The sequence below is a fragment of the Marinomonas epiphytica genome, from assembly GCF_054780655.1.
Genome location: NZ_BAAGVX010000029.1, coordinates 75,577 through 94,987, shown reverse-complemented (window position 1 = coordinate 94,987; position 19,411 = coordinate 75,577). Strand labels below are relative to the sequence as shown.

General features: G+C 43.4%; 17 protein-coding genes. 11 read left to right on the top strand and 6 right to left on the bottom strand.

Annotated features, from left to right (window positions below; translation table 11 throughout):
- Nucleotides 1–50 precede the first annotated feature (50 nt).
- On the top strand, nucleotides 51–1,745 hold the full coding sequence (locus ACYVGZ_RS08615; protein ID WP_460754002.1) for an EAL domain-containing protein: 1,695 nt from the start codon (nucleotides 51–53) through the stop codon (nucleotides 1,743–1,745).
- Nucleotides 1,746–1,799: 54 nt separating this feature from the next.
- Here the strand turns inward: ACYVGZ_RS08615 and hpxO are convergent, their stop codons facing one another.
- Both hpxO and uraH read right to left on the bottom strand, forming a co-directional pair.
- Nucleotides 1,800–2,972 carry an FAD-dependent urate hydroxylase HpxO gene (hpxO, locus tag ACYVGZ_RS08610; protein WP_460753999.1) on the bottom strand — a complete coding sequence of 391 codons (1,173 nt, stop codon included), beginning with the start codon at nucleotides 2,970–2,972 and terminating at the stop codon, nucleotides 1,800–1,802.
- A gap of 191 nt (nucleotides 2,973–3,163) precedes the next feature.
- The gene (uraH, locus tag ACYVGZ_RS08605) at nucleotides 3,164–3,520 is read right to left on the bottom strand and encodes a hydroxyisourate hydrolase (RefSeq protein WP_460753997.1); all 357 of its coding nucleotides are present in this window, start codon (nucleotides 3,518–3,520) and stop codon (nucleotides 3,164–3,166) included.
- Nucleotides 3,521–3,650: 130 nt separating this feature from the next.
- Here uraH and puuE point away from each other — a divergent pair, with 130 nt between their 5' ends.
- From puuE to ACYVGZ_RS08590, 3 genes are all read left to right on the top strand, one after another.
- Entirely contained in the window at nucleotides 3,651–4,562 is a 912-nt protein-coding gene (puuE, locus tag ACYVGZ_RS08600; RefSeq protein WP_460753994.1) for an allantoinase PuuE, read from the top strand.
- 12 nt (nucleotides 4,563–4,574) lie between these two features.
- Nucleotides 4,575–5,093 carry a 2-oxo-4-hydroxy-4-carboxy-5-ureidoimidazoline decarboxylase gene (uraD, locus tag ACYVGZ_RS08595; RefSeq protein ID WP_460753991.1) on the top strand — a complete coding sequence of 173 codons (519 nt, stop codon included), beginning with the start codon at nucleotides 4,575–4,577 and terminating at the stop codon, nucleotides 5,091–5,093.
- 86 nt (nucleotides 5,094–5,179) lie between these two features.
- Entirely contained in the window at nucleotides 5,180–6,106 is a 927-nt protein-coding gene (locus ACYVGZ_RS08590; RefSeq protein WP_460753988.1) for an AEC family transporter, read from the top strand.
- 12 nt (nucleotides 6,107–6,118) lie between these two features.
- On the opposite strand, the gene ACYVGZ_RS08585 is transcribed toward ACYVGZ_RS08590, so the two are convergent.
- The 4 genes from ACYVGZ_RS08585 to ACYVGZ_RS08570 are packed head-to-tail and all read right to left on the bottom strand — an operon-like array spanning nucleotide 6,119 to nucleotide 9,961.
- On the bottom strand, nucleotides 6,119–6,799 hold the full coding sequence (locus tag ACYVGZ_RS08585; RefSeq protein ID WP_460753986.1) for a GntR family transcriptional regulator: 681 nt from the start codon (nucleotides 6,797–6,799) through the stop codon (nucleotides 6,119–6,121).
- A 25-nt stretch (nucleotides 6,800–6,824) separates the two neighbouring features.
- Nucleotides 6,825–7,862 carry a Gfo/Idh/MocA family protein gene (locus ACYVGZ_RS08580; RefSeq protein WP_460753983.1) on the bottom strand — a complete coding sequence of 346 codons (1,038 nt, stop codon included), beginning with the start codon at nucleotides 7,860–7,862 and terminating at the stop codon, nucleotides 6,825–6,827.
- A gap of 16 nt (nucleotides 7,863–7,878) precedes the next feature.
- A complete protein-coding gene (locus ACYVGZ_RS08575; RefSeq protein ID WP_460753981.1) occupies nucleotides 7,879–8,964 on the bottom strand; it encodes an isocitrate/isopropylmalate dehydrogenase family protein in 1,086 nt (361 codons plus the stop codon).
- Entirely contained in the window at nucleotides 8,948–9,961 is a 1,014-nt protein-coding gene (locus tag ACYVGZ_RS08570) for an SMP-30/gluconolactonase/LRE family protein (protein WP_460753978.1), read from the bottom strand. Before ACYVGZ_RS08570 ends, ACYVGZ_RS08575 begins: the two co-directional genes overlap by 17 nt.
- 175 nt (nucleotides 9,962–10,136) lie before the next feature.
- On the opposite strand from ACYVGZ_RS08570, the gene ACYVGZ_RS08565 reads away from it, so the two are divergent.
- The 7 genes from ACYVGZ_RS08565 (at nucleotide 10,137) to xdhB (ending at nucleotide 19,410) form a co-directional block, all read left to right on the top strand.
- Nucleotides 10,137–11,159 (top strand): tripartite tricarboxylate transporter substrate binding protein, encoded by a 1,023-nt coding sequence (locus ACYVGZ_RS08565; RefSeq protein WP_460753976.1) that lies wholly within the window; start codon nucleotides 10,137–10,139, stop codon nucleotides 11,157–11,159.
- Between the two features lie 185 nt (nucleotides 11,160–11,344).
- Nucleotides 11,345–12,091, top strand: a complete 747-nt coding sequence (locus ACYVGZ_RS08560) for a tripartite tricarboxylate transporter TctB family protein (RefSeq protein ID WP_460753973.1) — start codon at nucleotides 11,345–11,347, stop codon at nucleotides 12,089–12,091.
- Nucleotides 12,091–13,608, top strand: coding sequence for a tripartite tricarboxylate transporter permease (locus tag ACYVGZ_RS08555; protein ID WP_460753970.1), 1,518 nt, complete (start codon nucleotides 12,091–12,093; stop codon nucleotides 13,606–13,608). Before ACYVGZ_RS08560 ends, ACYVGZ_RS08555 begins: the two co-directional genes overlap by 1 nt.
- An 18-nt stretch (nucleotides 13,609–13,626) precedes the next feature.
- The gene (locus ACYVGZ_RS08550; protein WP_460753967.1) at nucleotides 13,627–13,920 is read left to right on the top strand and encodes a putative quinol monooxygenase; all 294 of its coding nucleotides are present in this window, start codon (nucleotides 13,627–13,629) and stop codon (nucleotides 13,918–13,920) included.
- Between the two features lie 20 nt (nucleotides 13,921–13,940).
- Nucleotides 13,941–15,206: a 3-oxo-tetronate kinase gene (otnK, locus tag ACYVGZ_RS08545; protein WP_460753963.1), complete on the top strand. Its 1,266-nt coding sequence runs from the start codon at nucleotides 13,941–13,943 to the stop codon at nucleotides 15,204–15,206.
- A gap of 399 nt (nucleotides 15,207–15,605) precedes the next feature.
- On the top strand, nucleotides 15,606–17,102 hold the full coding sequence (gene xdhA, locus ACYVGZ_RS08540) for a xanthine dehydrogenase small subunit (RefSeq protein ID WP_460753960.1): 1,497 nt from the start codon (nucleotides 15,606–15,608) through the stop codon (nucleotides 17,100–17,102).
- Complete coding sequence (xdhB, locus tag ACYVGZ_RS08535) at nucleotides 17,095–19,410, top strand: xanthine dehydrogenase molybdopterin binding subunit (protein WP_460753957.1); 2,316 nt, start codon at nucleotides 17,095–17,097, stop codon at nucleotides 19,408–19,410. Before xdhA ends, xdhB begins: the two co-directional genes overlap by 8 nt.
- Nucleotide 19,411: the final 1 nt, after the last annotated feature.

The window sequence follows — 19,411 nt, the reverse complement described above, 5'->3', positions numbered from 1 at the left end:
AGATGTCGTTCTTTCTTAAATTACGTAGGCATAATGAAAAAGGTGAGCTTATGTTTAAATTAACAGAAAAGCGCTTACTATTCGAAAGCTGGTCGCTAAATCGCTTTATTGAGTTCCTCAATGGCGCTCAATTTCTGATAATCTTTTTCTTAGTCTTTTTGCTTTCGGCTCTGAGTGTTCATTTCTTGTTCATTTCTTATGAAAGAGACGAATTGAATACTTATGGAGAGTCTATTTTTGTTCGTTCCTTGAATTCATCGATTCAAATTAACAGTGCTTTTGCGTTAGTTAACCAGCAAAAAAATCTTTTTTGTTCACCTAAAGATATGATGCAATTGCGTGAAATTGCCGCTAACTACGAGTTTTTGGACGATATTGGCCGAGTTGTTGATCATGAGATAATTTGCAGTGCCAATATGGGACACGAGGTAGTAGGAAAAAAAATTGATCCTAGTGCGTTGTATTATAGTGAAGAAAGAAAATACCACTATCTAAAAGCTAAAGAGGATCTATTTTTTCTGAGCCAAAAAAGAGCATTGTTTCTGAGTGGCCATACCTTTTTAACTCTGTCTCCTAGTCGTTATTTAGGGTTATATAGTGTCGATGACTCTGTAGGGGCTTATATCCTTGATTACTATGCACCAAAGGTCTATCGAACTTTTAATAGTATTCCTGGTTGGGTGGTGGAAGAAACAGTGTCAAAAAAGGAGCCCAGTGGGCTTAGGCTCATTGTTCCAGGAGCATTTATTAAGAATAAAACCTGCTCGAAAGACTATTCTTTTTGCATTAACCTTATTGATTATCGTATTGGCTTCTATGGCTTAAGTCCCCTTGAATACGCCATTCTTTCATTGTTTGTATCAGTATTAAGCTTATTCATCTGGTTGGCGACAGGGTATCTTCGTTATATGAAAAGAGCGATACCTTACCGTTTGAAAACAGCCTTAAATACTGACCATATATACCCTTTATATCAGCCTAAAGTTGCCTTACGCTCAGGGCAAATAGTGGGAGTAGAAGCATTAGCAAGGTGGCATGACTCAGTGCTTGGGCAAGTGCCTCCTGATGTGTTTATTGACCTTGCAGAGGAGCTAGGGATTGTGGCGCAAATTTCTCGCCATATTGCGCGCAAGTCATTAACAGAATTGTCTGGTATTCTTAAAGAGCAGCCAAGTTTCACGTTAAGTTTGAATGTATCGGTTAAAGACATGCAAGATGATAGCTTTTTAGACTTTATTGATGGTGAGACCACAAGGTTGGGAATTAATTCTAAACAGGTAATATTAGAAATAACCGAGCGTAGTGCTGCTGAGAATAACGCCTTATCGCAAATGACGCGAGAATTTACCAAACGTGGTTTTCAAATATCCCTAGATGATTTTGGTACTGGGTTTTCAAATTTATCTTGGTTAACCAAGCTTGATTCCAATGAGATTAAAATTGATAAAATGTTTACCAGTTGTATTGGAAGCAAAGCTGTTGGCCTCATGACCTTAAATGGTATTTGTCGGCTTTTAGAGAACTTTCAAATGTCTACGGTATTTGAGGGAATAGAGACGCAAGAAGAACTGGATTACATTTTGGAGCATTCACCAGATGCAATAGGACAAGGTTGGCTATTTGCCAAAGCAATGCCTGTCAGTGATTTAAAAGCGCTATTAAAGCGTAACACTGTACTTCATGACATGCCGAGAGCCTCGTGCAATTCGTTAAAAAATGACTCGCTCATGGCAGTAGGGGAATAGGCTTTGATCATAACAAGGCTGAATCTACCTTGCTATGATCAAAGTCAGGTTCTTTTAACCGAGTGGACCTTCGACAATGGTGGTGGTTAATCCTGCAATAATGTTTTCACCTGATTCTTGTTTTAGGTCATCGTACCAGGCTTGAGTTTCTTGCATATCTTTCCCGTGGGTAACATCACAGCGCTTACGAGCTTTAAGGACCAGGTCTTTAACTCGTCCCTTGCGCTGTTCTTGGTAGTCTTTTAGCGCCATGGCGATGGTGTTAGGATTCAGGTTAGATAGTTTAGCAATACACTCACCCAGGACCACAGCATCTTCCATGGCTGAGCAGCCCCCTTGTCCTATATCAGGGGTAGTGCTGTGAGCAGAATCACCAAGTAGAGCGATATTACCTTTTACTAGGGTGTCAAAGGGCTCTATATCATGAATTTCGACTCGGTTAGTGGTGCTTGGATCGAGTTGCTCGATTAACTTTTGTACGGGCTCCGACCAACCTTTAAAATACTGCTTTAAATCGCTTTTCAGCGTTTCTCGATTCTGCTCTAAGCCGACTGGTAAAGGCACATCAAAAAAGAAATAAAAACGTCCGCCAGCAATGGGCATTACAGAAACGCGTTTACCTTCACCAACAAAGGTTGTCCATTGGTTAGCAGGGGCTATATCCGTATCTATGTCGACCAACCCGTTCCAATTTACATAGCCGGCGTAGCGTCTTTCAGCTTGGTAACCAGTTACATAGGAGCGAGTGACAGAGCGGGCTCCATCGGCGGCTATCATAAAATCTCCACTCGCTTGGCTGCCGTCAGTAAAGTAGGCAACTACCTTTGAGTCGATTTGCTCAACTTTCTCAACGCGTTTACCAAAGTGAATTTTTTCTTTGCCCCAGTGATCTATCATCATGCTTTGTAGGCCTGCCCGTGATACTGGGCAAGGTCGTTCACCAACAGCTTGAATTAATGGGGCAAGGCTGAACTGGGTCATAGGAACACCAGAAATGCCGTCGTGGTAGGCCATGAAGTGCATAGGTCCACCTAGCTCATCCATAATATGTGACATGCCTAAATGATTCATGCATTTCACACCGTTAGACCATATTGATAAAGCAGCACCAACGGGTTTAATTTCTTTTACAGCTTCAAAAATTTCGCATTCAATGCCTTGTTGTTTTAATGCTGCAGCTGCTGACATGCCACCAATACCTGCGCCAATCACGAGTGCTTTCATCATCTTGCTCCTTAACACAATTTGAACTAATCAATTGCAATATAAGGGGCAATTTTTGTGCCATAAAAAAGTTCTGAATATCTGTCTTTATTAGGTGCTGTAGATTAACCTCAGCGCCTATGAGCGGCCTTTTGGTGCAGGCAGAGGTTAATGTGCTTCAAATTGGTGACTCATATTGACCAGTTGGTTAGTTATTAGCTGCCTCGGTAGGTGCTGTAAGAATAAGGTGATACCAACAGTGGGATATGGTAATGGGCACTTTTGTCAGAAATACCAAAGCGAATCACAATAGTGTTTAAAAAACTGGGTTCTGTGTGCTCAATTCCTTGCTTGGCGAAATACTCTTCAATATCAAATTCCAATTCATAAATACCAAGTTCAAAGTTTTCTTTCTCTAGTAGTGGGGCATCACAGCGGCCATCATGATTCGACAGGCTTGTGTTGATTAGTTGTTTGCCATGAGTTTCTTCAACGCGAAATAAGCGGATGTTAACACCAGCGGCAGCGATTCCTTGAGTGGTATCAAGTATGTGTGTAGTGAGGTAACCCATATTCATGTCCTGTATTGCCAGTTCAAATAAAATGTGCCCAATTTTTGCAGGGTAACATGTAACGCATCAATTTTTATGCCATAAATGTTGAATGATAAAGAGTACGATCTGAATAATAAGAGGAATTTAAATGTCATCATACCCACGTGACCTAATTGGTTATGGAAATACACCGCCTAACCCTAAATGGCCTGGCAAAGCGAGAATTGCGCTGCAGTTTGTGCTTAACTACGAAGAAGGTGGGGAAAACTGTATTTTGCATGGAGATCCAGCCTCAGAGGCCTTTTTATCAGAAATGGTCGGTACGGATGCCCGAGAAGGGGTTCGGCATATGAGTATGGAATCCATATATGAATATGGTAGCAGAGCAGGTGTGTGGCGAATACTGAACTTGTTCCAAGAAATGGACATACCTTTGACTGTTTTCGCCGTTGCTATGGCTCTAGAACGGCACCCAGACGTAGCCAAGGCTTTTAGCCAAGCAGGTCATGAAATCTGTAGCCACGGTTACCGATGGATAGATTATCAGTATATTGATGAAGATACTGAGCGCCAACATATGCATAAAGCCATTGAAATCATTGAGCGATTAACCGGCCAAAGACCATTAGGCTGGTATACCGGCAGAACTGGTCCAAACACTCATAAGCTAGTGGCCCAAGAGGGCGGTTTTTTATATAACGCAGACGATTACAGTGACGATTTACCATTCTGGAAGCTAGTCGATGATAAACCGCAGTTGATGATTCCTTATACCCTAGACACAAACGACATGCGCTTTGCTGCATTACAGGGGTTTAATACAGGCGAACACTTTTTCCAATACTTAAAGGATGCCTTTGACACCTTATATGCAGAAGGTGCGCACTCTCCTAAGATGCTTTCTATAGGTTTACATTGTCGACTGATCGGACGGCCTGCACGTATTGCTGGATTAAAACGCTTCTTACAATATGTCAGACAACACGAAGATGTCTGGTGCTGTCGCCGTATTGATATAGCAAGACATTGGCGTGAGCATTTTCCCTACGACAACAAATAACAAGGCAGAGTAATGAGCAGCGAAAATTTTTTGCAAAAAATGAATCAGAAAGAGTTTATTGAGACGTTTGCTGGAGTCTACGAGCATTCCACATGGGTTGCTGAGCAATTGTGGCGTGCGCATTGTGAGCACCCTACTGGCTATTTATCATCAATTGAAAAAGTGACAGAGCAAATGCAGGCTATTGTGAATAATAGCTCGCAAGAGCAAAAGTTAATCTTATTGAGAGCTCACCCTGATCTAGCGGGAAAGGCGGCTATTGCAGGGGACCTAACTAAGGAGTCGAAAGCAGAACAAGCTGGGGTTGGCTTAGATCAATGCAGTGAGGAGGAATTTGCTTACTTTTTACAGCTTAATAATCGTTATCGAGAAAAATTTGGCTTTCCTTTTATTATGGCGGTAAAAGGCGCCACAAAAGACCAAGTAATAGCAGGTTTTGAAACTCGAACGGATAATGATTGGCAAGGGGAGTTTGATACCGCGATGGCGGAGGTGCATAAAATTGCAGCTTTTCGTCTTGCCGATATCTAAGCTGAAACCGTAAATTATGTTGAGAGCCGTGCAATAAGTTACTATGTATTTTATAATGTATACTTTATATTTTGTGAAGTCTTACTGTGCTATCAATCATAATAACAATACTGCCTTTTTTTGGTTTTGTATCTTTAGGCTATCTGCTCAAAAGGGCTCATCTTGTTCGAGTTGTTTGGCAAAAGCGGTTAACCTGGCTTGTCATGTATTTAGCTCTGCCCGCTGTTTTACTCAGTAAGCTAACTACCACAGAGTTCAGCGATTTGTTTGATGTGCCTTTTTTGCTAGGCTATCTGCTGTCGCTTTCTGTCATGCTGATTGTGTGTTACTTCGTGGCGTTCAAATTGTTAGTCACACAGAGAAAACAGGCTCTTATCTTTGGCTTAGGGAGTGTTTATGGCAACATTGGATTTTTAGCCATTCCAGTTTTAACGGCAGCGCTAGGCGACTGGATATCCGTGCCCCTGGCACTGATTTTAACCCTTGATTTACTCGTGCTTCTGCCTGTTAGTGCATTCTTGCTGCAATGCCTAGGCCAAGACCTAAACACTTCTCAATCAGCTTTTCAGGCCTTTAGAAAGTCAATATTAAACCCCCTAGTGTTGTCCATCCTAATCGGTGTAATGGTGTCGTTATTGAAATTAGAGCTCCCAGCCTTCTTGTATCAATGGCTAGAACATTTAGGAGCATTTGCCGGGCCTGGTGCCATGTTTTTGGTGGGAGTTGCATTGTCAGGGCAATCTTTAGGGGGGCGTATTAGGGTGCCTTTGATGATCTCAACTTTTAAACTGTTGATTTTTCCTTGTGTGGTCTACGGGATCATGGCAGCCGTTGGAGTGACTGCAGCCTGGCAAGTGGCAGCCACGCTAGGAGCAGCGATGCCTTGCGCTGCTGTGCTAGGGGTGATTGCAGAAGAGCATAATTCACTTGCCGTTGAAGCCTCTTCAGCGGTATTACTGACAAGTTGTGCATCACTAGTGTTGGTGCCACTGGCGATACATTTAACTCTATAAGGTCAAGAAGGTTTAAATATTATTAAGGCCGTATTTTTGCAAAAGCGCTATGAGCATGTTGCCGCTTTTTTCTCTATGACTATGGTGGATTTGACGAGCTTGTTCGGCTTCGCGGTTTTCAATTGCAACGACAAGGTCTAAATGATCTTGGTTAGAAGAGGTGGGCTTAGGACGAATTTTCAACGTAATCATGCGAACACGGTGGGATTGCTCAATAAAATTGCCCACTAACGTGTTAAGGCGAGAATTACCAGAAAAGTCGACTAAATAGCGGTGGAATTTTTCGTCTGATTCGGCCCATTGAATCAAATCATCTTGCTCTAACGCGAGATCCATTTCGTGAACAGCCTCTCTCATTAAAGACAGTTGCTCTTCAGACAGCCCTTTTTTGGCACATAAAGCGGCTGCGGTTGATTCAATACAGGTTAATACCTCGTAGATTTCTTGCATATCGTCAACGGATATGGATTTGATCCGCATACCATGACGGGGCTTTAACTCAATCAAGCCTTCGTTGGCAATACGTAGCATAGCCTCGCGGGTGGGAGTACGACTCATTTGTAATAGCTCAGAAACCTCGGCTTCGATCATTTGCTGACCTGCGTGAAGTTCGTTATCAAGAATTTTGGCTTTCAGTAAACGATAGGCTTTATCTGAAAGAGACTCTTTTGTTTTGGGCTTAGCTTTGGTCATTAATGTACTCCAACCACACTCTGTCTTACGTTATGTTTAGTTTTGTTTGCTGCTCTGCCGAGTGGTATATGGCTTCTTCTATCTTTAAATTCTCAAGATAATCTTGCGCGAGATTGTGCAGTTCTGAGTTATAAAGAAAGTGGTCGGCTACATGCCTCTGAAGGCGGTATACGCAGTCCCCACCAAAATTATCAGTGGTGAAGGAATAAGGGTGGAGTGTCCAACTACTGTCACCTTTTTTTCTCAGGTATATTTTGCCACTTCCTTCCAGTTTTAAGCAAGCATCGCTACCTTCGATAAGCATTTCTCCCATAGTAACGCGCATATTCTGCGCCGCATGGTCTACCAGGCGATTACCATCAAAGATTGCTTTTACTTGTTGGTCAAAGTTGAAAATGACTAAACCAGAATCTTCCCCTTTAATAACCGGATTACGTTTAACCAAATCAGCGTATACGTCTTTGACATCGCCAAGTAAATAACGAAAAACATCCACCCAGTGAATTCCTGTTTCATGAATTAGAAAACGCTCCATTTGTTGGAAGTAGGGCTGCCTGGCTAGATAAGCATCATGGCCTTGCCCGTCCCCTGGGCGCAGTCTAAAACTGGCTTGATAGAGTCTTCCCAACGTTTGCTCCGCCAATATGTTTTTGATTTCTTGATACCAAGGCTGAAAGCGAAAGTTTTCGTGGATGATCACTTTGGCGTCACTTTGAACAATCTCTTCAGTCAATACCTTGGCTTCGTTGAAAGAAGGTGTGAAAGGTTTTTGACAAATACAAGGTAGGTTTCTTTGCAAGCAGGCTTGAACAAAGTCTTTGTGGGTCTCAGGTGGCGTGATGATGTCCACAAGGTCGGGCTTCATCTCATCAAGCATGCGCTCAAAGTCCGTATAGATGTGCTCAATGGCGTATTTTATTGCTGTCTGTTGGGCAGCCTCGCTATTGGATCTATTGTACAGGGCAATGATATCTACCTCTGCAATGCGTTGCCATCCATCGTAATGGAACTGGCTAAAATAGCCAGTTCCGACAGTAGCAACGCGAAGCTTTCGATTCTCCACAGTTACTCTCCGCTGTTTACTTTAAATGTTTGATAATGGCATCTGTGATGGCTTTTGTGCCAGCATTTCCACCCAATTCGTAAGGAACGAGGTCGCCATTTTCAAAAGCTTTGTCTACTGAGTTACGAATAAGTTCGGCGGCTTGCGAACAGGCTTCAATCCCGTGTTCTTGATCTAGCCAATCCAACATCATGGCTGCTGATAAAAACATGGCTGTAGGGTTCGCTTTGCCTTCTCCGACAATGTCTGGAGCGCTACCATGACAAGGCTGAAATACCGCATGATGATCCCCTATATCAGCAGAAGGGGCCATGCCCATACCGCCCATTAGTGCAGCGCCTAAGTCAGATAAGATGTCCCCGAACATATTTTCGGTTACTAGGACGTCGAATGCCCAAGGATGGCGTACTAAGTTAAGTGCCATGGCATCCACATAACTATGGTCAGCAATAATTCCTGGATTTTTTTGCGCTTGTTCGTCAAATACTTTGCGAAAGAAAGCCAAAGACTGGAAGACATTCGCTTTATCAACACAGGTTACGCGACCTTCACTGCCATGCTGTTTACGATGGCTGGCAAGTTTAAAAGCAAAGTTGAATAAGCGTTCGCTTACGCCACGGGTGATGACCATGGTGTCTTTAGCTATTTCATCATTTTCAACCGTTCCTTTACCGTGTGAAGCAAATAATCCTTCCGTTGACTCTCGAATCAATACAAGGTCGATATCTTTGGCTTTTTCACTGGCTAATGGAAGCTGTAGGCCAGGTACCAGTCGCACTGGACGAACTCCTGCATATAAGCCAAGTTGCATGCGTAAGTCGATCTGTGGCGAAACCTCTGTACCGTCTGGGTAGCGTACGGAGGGCAATCCCATGCAAGATAATAAGATGGCATCGGCATCTTTAGCTTGTTGCTGTGAAGATTCAGGGAAAGACTCGCCTGTATCTCTATAAAGGGCTGCACCAGCAGGTAAATCAGAGTACTTTAACTCAATGCCACCTACTTTTTCGCAAGCAAGGTTTAATACTTCTAGACAAGGTGGGGTAATTTCAGGGCCTATGCCATCACCAGAAAAGACAGCAATGTTAAAGGTTTTTTTCATTATTTTTCTCCAATTGAGTAGCTGGGCGAACAGGCCCTTTGAAATGCCAGTGACTCGGTGCGAGCCCTTGAACAGGTTGTGATAGCGTGGCGATGGCATCGCCAAGTAAACAGCCAAGATAAAGTTGGCAGCGATCCTTGCCGCCAAAAGCGAGGCTAGAAATATTTTGAAGAAGCTCACTCTTCATTTGGTCTAAATGAGGGCGACCTAGTGCATGTTGTTGGTAAGCTTGTTCTACCCAGGCAAGGTGGTCAGGATTAGCGTCAATCAACATGCTTGATTGTGTTTCACCTGACTTGCTGACGTGTAAAACCTGGTTGCTGATAATGCTAGTGATCCAAAAGTCCTCATTTTGATCAAGAGCAAGCCCATCAGGATAAACCCCTTCACCAAATCGGGTTATGACTATTTTGTCAACCAGTTCACCTTCTTGGGTAATGGTGTAACGGCTTAATTGGCGAGCAAAGGTTTCATTAACATACAAATATTGTCCATCGGGTGACGCAATGCATTCGTTTGTATAGCCCAGATTGTCGGCCACCACTCGGGCCTGCTTGCCGTTCCAAAGTAAAATAAAACCGTCATTAACATCAGAGCGATAAGCATCTGCTCTTGGCACTTTTCGAGTGCTTACGGTAACCCAAATGCGGCCCTGAAAGTCTAGGTGTACGTAGTTTGTGGGTGGTAAGGGCTCTCCATCTATCTCAGTTATAAAGGGGGAAAGCGTGCCATCGGCCTGCAAGCGGAAAACGCCCCCTTCTTTGTCACCAAGGTGAGCAATAAGGAAATCGCCATTTTCTAATAAACAGATACCGTTAGGCTTTAATGGGAAATCAGCGCCATTAGCTAAGATAGACCAATGCTCTCCTGATGGTTCGATTATGCTAACGCCACCGTCCCAGTTAGAAGTGAATACCCTTTGAGAAGAGTTAGTGAGTACGCATTCTGGACGTTTAAAATTCTGGCCAAGAAAGCGAATTTGATCTAGAGAGTACATTCTCGAAACCTCTTTTTTATTTTTAGTTTTGATTAGAAGTTGAACTAACAATAACGAGTTTGAAAAAATATTGCAAAATAAATTTATTAATGTATAAATTAAATTATTCCTATTTTGCTACTTTAAGGTAGGATGTCTCAAGATAGATAAAAATAAGAAATCACGGGAGAAGAAAATGAAAAAATTAATAGCGACAATCGCTACTGGTGTTCTGGCTTCAACCCTAGCTACCTCAGTGCTAGCTGCAGATCGATACCCTGAACGAGATATTACCAATGTAGTGGTATGGTCTGCTGGCGGTGGTACGGATGTTGTAAACCGAATGATTTCCGCTGAAATGGCGAAAGCATTAGACGTCAACATTAATGTGACAAACCGCCCAGGTGGTGTCGCAGGCTCATTAGGTATGAGCTATGTACATAAAAAAAGAGCAGATGGTTACACGCTAGTTGGCTTGTCTGAGTCTGTCGTCGGCTCAGCGGTGCAAGGTGGTTGGAACCAGAAAATGGATGTTTGGTATCCTTTCATTGTTGGTGGCTCACCTGATTTAATTTCTGTGTCGGCTGATTCCAAGTATGACAATCTTGATGACCTTATTAAGGATGTCAGGGCAAATCCTCGTTCGGTCAAAGCCAGTGCTGGTGGTGCGGGTTCTATTCACCATTTAAACTTACTGGCCCTTATGAATGGTACAGGAGCAGAGTTTAACTTCATTCCTTATCCAGGTTCGGCGCCAGCGCAAACAGCGGCAATGACGGGGGAAGTAGAACTGGTTATTACCTCTTTGGCTGAGCAACAGCAGCTTATTAAAGGTGGTAAGCTGAAACCGTTGGCTATGCTGGTCGCTAACGATCAACATCTAGACGGTTACGGCAATATCCCTTCTGCGTTTACTAATTACCCTGAATTAAAACAATACCTTCCTATCATGCAAGCGATTGGTTTAGCTGTTAAGCAAGATGCTCCTGATAACGTTAAAGCAAAATTAACTTCTGCTTTCCAAACGGCAATGGCAAGCCCTGCTATTCATAAATGGGCAGAAGATAATTTCTACGTATTATCGGGTTTATCTGGAGAGGAAGCGAGTAAGGAGTTTGCCTTCTTAGAGTCTCTATTTGCATGGACCTTGAAAGACCTAGGCGCGGCAAAAGTATCCCCTGAAAGCCTAGGGATCCCTAAAGTTTCTGAACTAAATTAGTAATCAAAATGCCACCAAACTGGTTGTGTGTTTAGTGATTTACTTTGCTAATTACCTTCACTTAGGTACTTCCCCTTGCTGCGCTAAGCAAGGGGGAGTCTTGATTAGTAAGTATTGCCTGATTGAGCGTGTAAGCAGTTTGGTGCCTTTTTATATTCTTCTGTTGTTTTCATTGAGGTGCTTACATGCAGCCAGAACAATTAATGGCTCTACGTCGAGCGGATTTTAAAACAGCCATCATCCTGATGCTGATTTCTGCATTTGTGTTATTTGAAAGCTTAAGCTTTCCTTTAACAGAAAGTTACGCTGGCGTTCAAAACGTTTGGTATGTTTCTCCCGCGTTATTTCCAATTATCATTTCATTACTCCTTTTCCTATGTGCATTAGTGTTATTGGTTAAAAGCTTCCTGCATATTAAAAAGCATGTGAACACGGCTACAGCCATTGAAAGTCGTTCTAGCTGGTGGCGCTTTTTTGTTTTGGTGAGTCTTATTGCGGGCCAGGTATTTGGCTTTGTGCCCATGGTGGACTTTGCTCTATCTGCCTTTATTTTTCTGTTTGTTTTTATTTTTGCTTTTTACTCGGATGAAGTGCAGTTTCAAAAAAGAGTTTTCTATATCTGGACCAGCGTTTGCCTATTATTGGCTTTATTGAACTTCACCACCACGCTTGAAGAAACGAGCCGTATCTACCTAGATTGGGCAACGTTAGCTTTTATTCTAAGCTTGTTAATCATTTTTAGAAGCTGGGCCTTGCAGCAAAACAAAATGAAGGTATGGCGTATTAGTTGGAAAACAGCGCTCATTGTTACCCTTGTGGTGTGTCCTATCTTCCGTTTAGGGATGCTGGTTCCCTTGCCGACCGAAGGTTTACTGATTGAGCCTATGGTGGATGTGAAATATCTGCTACGCGATTTATGGAGGGGAGCTTAATGGATATTTTAAACTCGTTTTCTGTATTTGGCGGCACTATTGTTGGACTGTTTGCTAGCCCTACAAATTTGCTTATTTTATTAGGTGCTTCTTTTTGCGGCATTATCTTTGGTGCTCTGCCTGGATTGACGGCAACATTAGGCGTTGCATTGTTAACAACACTTACCTACGGCATGGATGTTAACACGGCATTAGTTGCTTTATTGGGCCTGTATGTCGGAGCTATCTACGGAGGTTCTTACCCTTCGATATTAATCAATATTCCTGGCACGGCAGCAGCAGCGGCAACGGCTTTAGATGGTTATCCATTAGCGGTACGAGGCGAAGGGGGAAGGGCATTAGGGCTGACTACTACAGCTTCTTTCATTGGTACGCTACTTGGCATTCTTGTGTTAGTTGTAGCGGCTCCACTCATTGCCAACATGGCATTGGAGTTTACCTCATTTGAGTTTTTTCTACTGGCGTTGTTTGGAATTTTAATCAGTGGCACATTAACTAGCCCAGATATGGTTATAAAAGGCTGGATAGCGGGTCTGATCGGACTTTTGTTGTCTACGATTGGTCGAGATCCACTACAGTTTTATCCGCGGTTCACCTTTGATTCCCCCAACCTAGATTTAGGGTTAGAAGTGGTGCCTGTGTTGATTGGGGCATTTGGCATTCCGCAAGTCATCAAAGCGCTGCGGAATAAAGAAACCCTAGGAAAAATGAAGCAGTTCGGAAGGATCTTGCCGGAGTGGAAAACCTTATTTAAAAATCGTTTTAACATCGCCCGTTCATCTATGATCGGCATCAGTATTGGTGCAGTCCCTGGTATTGGTGAGGACATTGCAGGCTGGGTGTCCTATGGAGCAGCAAAAAACACTTCTAAACACCCTGAAACCTTTGGCCAAGGGGAGCCCAAAGGCATTATCGCCTCTGAAACGGCCAATAATGCTTGTATTGGTGGAGCGCTTATTCCTTTATTAACTCTTGGGGTTCCAGGCAGCCCACCGGCGGCCATGTTGCTTGGGGCGCTTATGTTACATGGTATTACGCCCGGACCAATGATTGTTATTGAAAAGCCGGATTTCCTTATTGAGGTAACCGCGATTCTGGTGCTTTGCTCTGTCGCTATGTGGATCAATGGCATGTTCCTCGCCAAACAGGTTGTGAAGGTGCTTCAAGTGCCGTCTTCAATCTTTTTACCTGTGGTAACGCTAATGTGTATCTTGGGTTCTTATGCACTTGGCCTAAATATTTTTAACTTATACCTCATGGTGATTGTTGGGATTGCCGCCTACTTTTTGGATGAAATGAAATACCCCATTTCACCTTTAGTGATAGGGGTCATTCTGGGTTCAATGGCGGATGAAAATTTACGCAGAGCATTAATGGTATCGGAAGGCAGTTTAATGCCTTTTATCGAGCGTCCAGTGTCGCTATTACTGATTTCAATCATTGTGCTGATCGTTTTCATTAAAACCCCCATATATACCGGGCTTAAAACTAAATTAAAAAGCATGCTGGCTAGATAGCCAGCTTGAGGAGTAGGCATGTTTGTTGTAACCGTAACCTTTAAAGTGGCTAAAGCCGATGCCGCAGAATTTGAAACCCTAATGTTAAAGCAAGCGCAAGACTCATTGGAGATAGAGCCAGAATGCGATGTTTTTGAAGTCAGCAAAAGCGAGCTAGTTGACTCTACGGTGGTGTTTTTTCTGTATGAAGTTTACCACAGCGCAGAAAGCTTTAATCAGCATTTGGATTCAGAGCATTTTGTCAGTTTCAGTGAAAATGTACAGAACATGGTGCTGGATAAAACCGTTCATTCATGGCATCGCCTTAATTAACATTAAGTACAGGAACAACTATGAGTCTTTTATTAGGTTGCATTGCAGATGACTTTACTGGTGCGACAGATCTAGCCAGCTTCTTAGTGAACTCAGGCATGAGAACGCTGCAATTGATTGGTGTACCTGAGCATACTGTCGAACTGGCTGAATATGATGCGGTCGTTATCGCTCTGAAAACACGGACTTTACCAGCTGAGCAAGCAGTAAAGGAATCGTTAGAGGCACTTGAGTGGTTGATAGCGCAGGAATGTAGTCAGTACTACTTTAAATATTGTTCTACTTTTGATTCCACCAAGCAAGGCAATATTGGACCTGTAACGGATGCTCTAATGGCACGCCTTGAGGTGAAAACAACCATTTTATGCCCTGCTTTGCCCGTTAATGGCCGAACTGTCTATCAAGGGCATTTGTTCGTTCATGAGCAACTATTAAGTGACAGTGGTATGCGCGACCATCCTCTTACTCCTATGACAGACGCCAACTTATTAAGGTTAATGAAGCAGCAAGCAGAAGGAGAAGTGGGTTTAATCAACCTGCATACGGTGCGCCAAGGTGCGGACAAAGTAAGTAATGCGATTAATGACTTAGCCGGGCAATATCGTTATTTAGTGATGGATGCTATTACCCATGAGGATCTAGACATAATAGGTCAAGCGTCTAACAGTCTGAAGCTCATTACTGGCGGTTCGGGGTTAGCACCAGGTCTTGCTTCCAGCTTTAAACAGCATGGGTTATTGGCTTCCCATAAAAACTCGACCCAATTAGATTCCCTCGCAGGTTGCGCTGTGGTTTTATCTGGAAGTTGCTCGCTAATGACTCAACAGCAAGTTGCACATTTTCGACCATTATTTCCATCGTTCAAGATTGACCCAATGGCGATTGCTCAAGAAACACAAACTGTTGAGGGATGTCTGCAGTGGTTTGAAGAGCATAAGCATGGTCCAGCTGTCATGTTTTATGCGACCGATAGTGCTGACAAGATTAAACAAGTTCAGCAAAAACTGGGTGTAGATACTGCAGGGGAACTGGTTGAGCGCTTTATGGCGACATTGGTTGATGAGCTTAATAGACGTAAAGTAAATAAGCTTATTGTGGCTGGCGGGGAAACTTCAGGAGCGGTGATCAAAGCCCTCAATCCGACACAATTGAAGGTTGGTCAAACCATTGCACCAGGTGTCCCTTTAGCTCAAGTGTTAGGTGAAGAGCCAAAATTGGTAACTTTAAAATCCGGAAATTTTGGTCAAGCGGATTTTTTCAGTAAGGCACTAAAAGCTATGTCATAAGTAAAAACGAAGGAATAAATGTTGCTGTTATTTTATTCCTTCGTTTTTTTAGTTGAGCTTTACCAGTAGCAATTCGGTTGTATTTGAAGAGAGTGCTAGGGCTTAAATTGTTGGTATTAAGCGATGGAAAGAAGCGAAATATTATTTTAGATGAGTGAAATAGAGCTCTTAGAAAGTAACCAAATGAGTGCGTTCAAGAGTTCATTGCACCAATATGTTTCCTTGATGGTTCGAAGTCTGAGCGTAAAGGCGATTGTTAAGCCAATTTTTTAAAGAGGGTGCTAATTATTTAAGGATTAAAGCTTTACTCAAGCGAAAAACTTTTGCATGCTTAAAATAAGTTTGACCAATTGGCCAAGTTTTTGCATTTTCAACGGCATAAGCTTTGAGGAGAGTGCTTTGAAATTTCTATTAAATGATACCCTGGTTGAAGAAAATCAATTACCTTGCGACTTATCAGCCTTGCGTTACTTGCGCGAGTACCAACATTTAACTGGCACGAAAGAAGGTTGCGGCTCAGGAGATTGTGGTGCCTGTACTCTATTGGTTGGCAAGCTCCAGAATGGAACAGTGCAATATAAAAGCATTAACTCCTGTATTACTCCAATCCAATCACTTGATGCCTGTCATCTGGTTTCTATTGAATACCTACACACCTTAAGTGACACTTTGCACCCTGCTCAACAAAGTATGGTGAACTGTCACGGCTCTCAATGCGGGTTTTGTACACCGGGAATTGTCTTATCTCTTGCCGCACTTTACCAAGAGAGTGCCTTAAATGAAGACCATGTTCTTAAGCGTGAACAAGTATGTGATGCAATTTCGGGTAACTTATGCCGCTGTACGGGCTATCGTCCTATTATTGAAGCGGGTCTACAAATGCCAGAATTAGGCTATGACGCTTCGTTAATGCCAAAGGCTGAATTAGTTGAGCAGATATCGGCATATCAACAATTGGGCTCGATTTTACCAGAAAGCTACCGCTTACCGACAAGCTTGGAGCAATTAAAGAAAGATATGCAGGACAGTCCTAACGCGCATTTAATTGCAGGCGGTACGGATCTGATGCTGGCTAATACTCAAGCCTATCATGATTTCTCGGCTTTTATTGATGTTAGCCAAGTCAAAGAGATGAACCAAATTAGCCTACAGGCAGATCACGTAGTTATTGGGGCCGCAGTGACCTACGCGCAACTAGAAGCCTTCACAAAACCTCAATATCCTCAGATTTTTAACTTATTAGAGCGTATAGCCTCTCGTCAAATCCGTAATCGCGGCACGATTGGAGGCAATGTTGCCAATGCTTCGCCAATTGCAGACTTACCACCCTTGTTATTGGCTCTAGATGCTCAAATGACGTTGCTAAAAGCGGATGGTAGCGAACGCAAACTTACCATTGACGACTTTTATTTGGGTTATAAACAGACTCAGTTGCAACCTGATGAAGCGATTGTTTCATTTCAGATTCCGAGTGCTAATTTTCACGACTTCCAACGTTACTACAAAATCTCTAAACGCATGGAAGATGATATATCCAGTGTTTTACTGGCTTGCCGAATACAGGTAGAGAACGAGATTGTGACGGAAATACGCATTGCATTTGGCGGCATGGCTGCCACGCCAATTCGTGCCATAGAGGCGGAACAACAACTATTGGGCAAAAACATCAATGATGAACAAGCTTTAGCCAAGGTGCTCGATAGCTTAAGGCAACATTTAACGCCTCTGAGTGACATGCGTTCTTCTGCTCAGTATCGCATCGACATGGCCTGCAACTTGATGCAAAAAGCATGGTTAGAAGCAAATGGCGAGGCTGTAATCAGTTTTAGTGGTCACGGTGTTAGAGCAGAGGACGGTTTTTCCCAACTGACTTCACAGGGGAGTAATCATGCGTAAACTACCAACAAACTTTACTAGTACCAAGGCAAAGGATGCCGTGGTCATTCATGAATCTGCTATTAAGCATGTCACAGGTCAAGCGCAATACATAGATGACATGCCTGAGTGGCCAAATCAATTGCATGTAGCAACGGGCCTTTCGCCCCATGCTCATGCAGACATTGTTGCTATTAATTTAGACAAGGTACGTGCCTATCCTGGCGTTGTTGATGTGATTCTTGAAGAAGATATCCCAGGAGAAGTGGACGTCTCCCCAGTATTTAGTGGGGACCTGCTGCTGACCAGCCAGTTTGTACAATATGTGGGGCAGCCTATTTTTGCGGTCGCAGCAACGAGCCTAAGAGCGGCCAAACAAGCAGTGGCTTTGGCAGAAATAGAATATAAAGCGCGTCCTAGTATCCTCACACCACAGCAGTCACTCGCTGAACAAGCGTTTGTTTTGCCGACTCATACGATTCAAACAGGAGATGTGGCACAAGCATTAGACAATGCACCTCATACACTTTCTTCTGAACTATATATCAAAGGGCAAGAGCACTTTTACTTAGAAGGGCAAATCAGTGTTGCTCTCCCCCAAGAGGACGGAGGGGTGATGGTGTACGCTTCCTCACAACATCCGGCAGAAGTACAAAAATTGGTAGCCAAGGTATTGGCCGTTCCAGTTGCCCAGGTTTTGGTTGAAACTCGCCGTATGGGAGGTGGCTTTGGCGGTAAGGAATCTCAAGCTGCGGTTTTAAGCTGTTTGGCTGCGGTATTTGCCGCCCGTAATAACAGGCCGGTGAAATACCGTATGCCAAGACAGGATGATATGGTGCAAACAGGTAAACGTCATGATTTTTGGCAAAGCTATCAAGTAGGCTTCTCTGAACAAGGGGAGTTGCTAGCGGCTCAATACGATTTGGTGGGTAAGTGCGGTTGTACCGCAGACCTGTCCGACGGCGTTGTGGATAGAGCCATGTTTCACGCAGATAACGCTTACTACCTTCCTAATGCTCGAATCAGTGGTTTTAGAGGGAAAAACCATACCGTTTCCAACACGGCATTTCGTGGCTTTGGCGGGCCACAGGGAGTGCTCTTAGCCGAAAATGTAATGGAAGAGATCGCCCGTAAAGTGGGTAAGGACCCATTAGATATTCGTAAGCTCAATTGTTATCAGTCCCAAAAAGATATGACACCTTATGGGCAGAAAGTTGAAGAAAACATTTTACTGCCTTTAATTGAAGAATTAGAAAGCACCTCTGAGTATCGGGCTCGTCGTAAAGCCATTACAGAGTTTAATCGTACGCATCGACAAGTGAAAAAAGGCATCGCGTTAACACCCGTTAAGTTTGGTATTTCATTTACCTCTAAGCATTTGAATCAGGGGGGAGCTTTGTTGCATGTTTACACAGATGGCAGTGTACACATTAATCACGGCGGTACAGAAATGGGGCAAGGTCTTAATACTAAGGTGGCGCAAATTGTTGCGAAAGCGTTGGGAATCAGCTTGCCAAGAGTCAATGTAAGCGCAACGCGAACTGATAAAGTGCCAAATGCTTCACCTACAGCAGCATCTGCTGGAACGGACTTAAATGGTATGGCTGCCCTAGATGCAGCGTTAACCATTAAGGCGCGTTTGAAAGAGTTTGCTCAACAAGAATATGGAATTAATGAAGAAGCATTTGCTATTCAAGATGATCAAGTTCAGGTAGGCGAGTTGAACTTTAGTTTTCCAGAATTTATCAAGCTAGCTTACTTTAATCGTGTGTCCTTATCGGCTACGGGGTTTTATAAAACTCCAAAAATTGGCTACGACCGCAAAGCGGCGAAAGGGCGCCCCTTCCTATATTATGCCAATGGTGCTGCGGTTGCTGAGGTGATTGTGGACACCATGACAGGGGAATATAAGGTCACGCAGGTCGATATTCTGCACGACGTCGGTGACTCCATTAACCCTGAATTAGACATAGGTCAAATTGAGGGGGCTTTTGTGCAAGGCATGGGGTGGCTTACGACGGAAGAATTAAGTTGGGATGACTCAGGCAGAATTACCACAAACAGTCCTGCAAATTACAAGATTCCCACGTCTGCTGATATTCCTGAAAAAATGACGGTGAAATTGTTTGCACAAGCCAATTCAGAAGACACTGTATATCGCTCCAAAGCCGTAGGTGAACCGCCCTTGATGTTGGGTATCTCAGTGTGGTGCGCACTGAAAGATGCTTGTAGTGCCGTATGTGATTATGCTTTTTCGCCCGCTCTAGCGGCGCCAGCGACCCCTGAAGCTGTGTATTACAGTATGCAGCAAGCTAAAGGAGGCAAGTAAT

Coding starts and splice junctions, on each gene's coding strand:
- ACYVGZ_RS08550 (WP_460753967.1), top strand. CDS start 13,627: ATGTTTGTTGTAACCGTAACCTTTAAAGTGGCTAAAGCCGATGCCGCA.
- ACYVGZ_RS08570 (WP_460753978.1), bottom strand. CDS start 9,961: ATGTACTCTCTAGATCAAATTCGCTTTCTTGGCCAGAATTTTAAACGT.
- ACYVGZ_RS08585 (WP_460753986.1), bottom strand. CDS start 6,799: ATGACCAAAGCTAAGCCCAAAACAAAAGAGTCTCTTTCAGATAAAGCC.
- uraD (WP_460753991.1), top strand. CDS start 4,575: ATGAGCAGCGAAAATTTTTTGCAAAAAATGAATCAGAAAGAGTTTATT.
- hpxO (WP_460753999.1), bottom strand. CDS start 2,972: ATGATGAAAGCACTCGTGATTGGCGCAGGTATTGGTGGCATGTCAGCA.
- uraH (WP_460753997.1), bottom strand. CDS start 3,520: ATGGGTTACCTCACTACACACATACTTGATACCACTCAAGGAATCGCT.
- ACYVGZ_RS08615 (WP_460754002.1), top strand. CDS start 51: ATGTTTAAATTAACAGAAAAGCGCTTACTATTCGAAAGCTGGTCGCTA.
- ACYVGZ_RS08560 (WP_460753973.1), top strand. CDS start 11,345: ATGCAGCCAGAACAATTAATGGCTCTACGTCGAGCGGATTTTAAAACA.
- ACYVGZ_RS08575 (WP_460753981.1), bottom strand. CDS start 8,964: ATGAAAAAAACCTTTAACATTGCTGTCTTTTCTGGTGATGGCATAGGC.
- ACYVGZ_RS08565 (WP_460753976.1), top strand. CDS start 10,137: ATGAAAAAATTAATAGCGACAATCGCTACTGGTGTTCTGGCTTCAACC.
- ACYVGZ_RS08555 (WP_460753970.1), top strand. CDS start 12,091: ATGGATATTTTAAACTCGTTTTCTGTATTTGGCGGCACTATTGTTGGA.
- otnK (WP_460753963.1), top strand. CDS start 13,941: ATGAGTCTTTTATTAGGTTGCATTGCAGATGACTTTACTGGTGCGACA.
- xdhB (WP_460753957.1), top strand. CDS start 17,095: ATGCGTAAACTACCAACAAACTTTACTAGTACCAAGGCAAAGGATGCC.
- puuE (WP_460753994.1), top strand. CDS start 3,651: ATGTCATCATACCCACGTGACCTAATTGGTTATGGAAATACACCGCCT.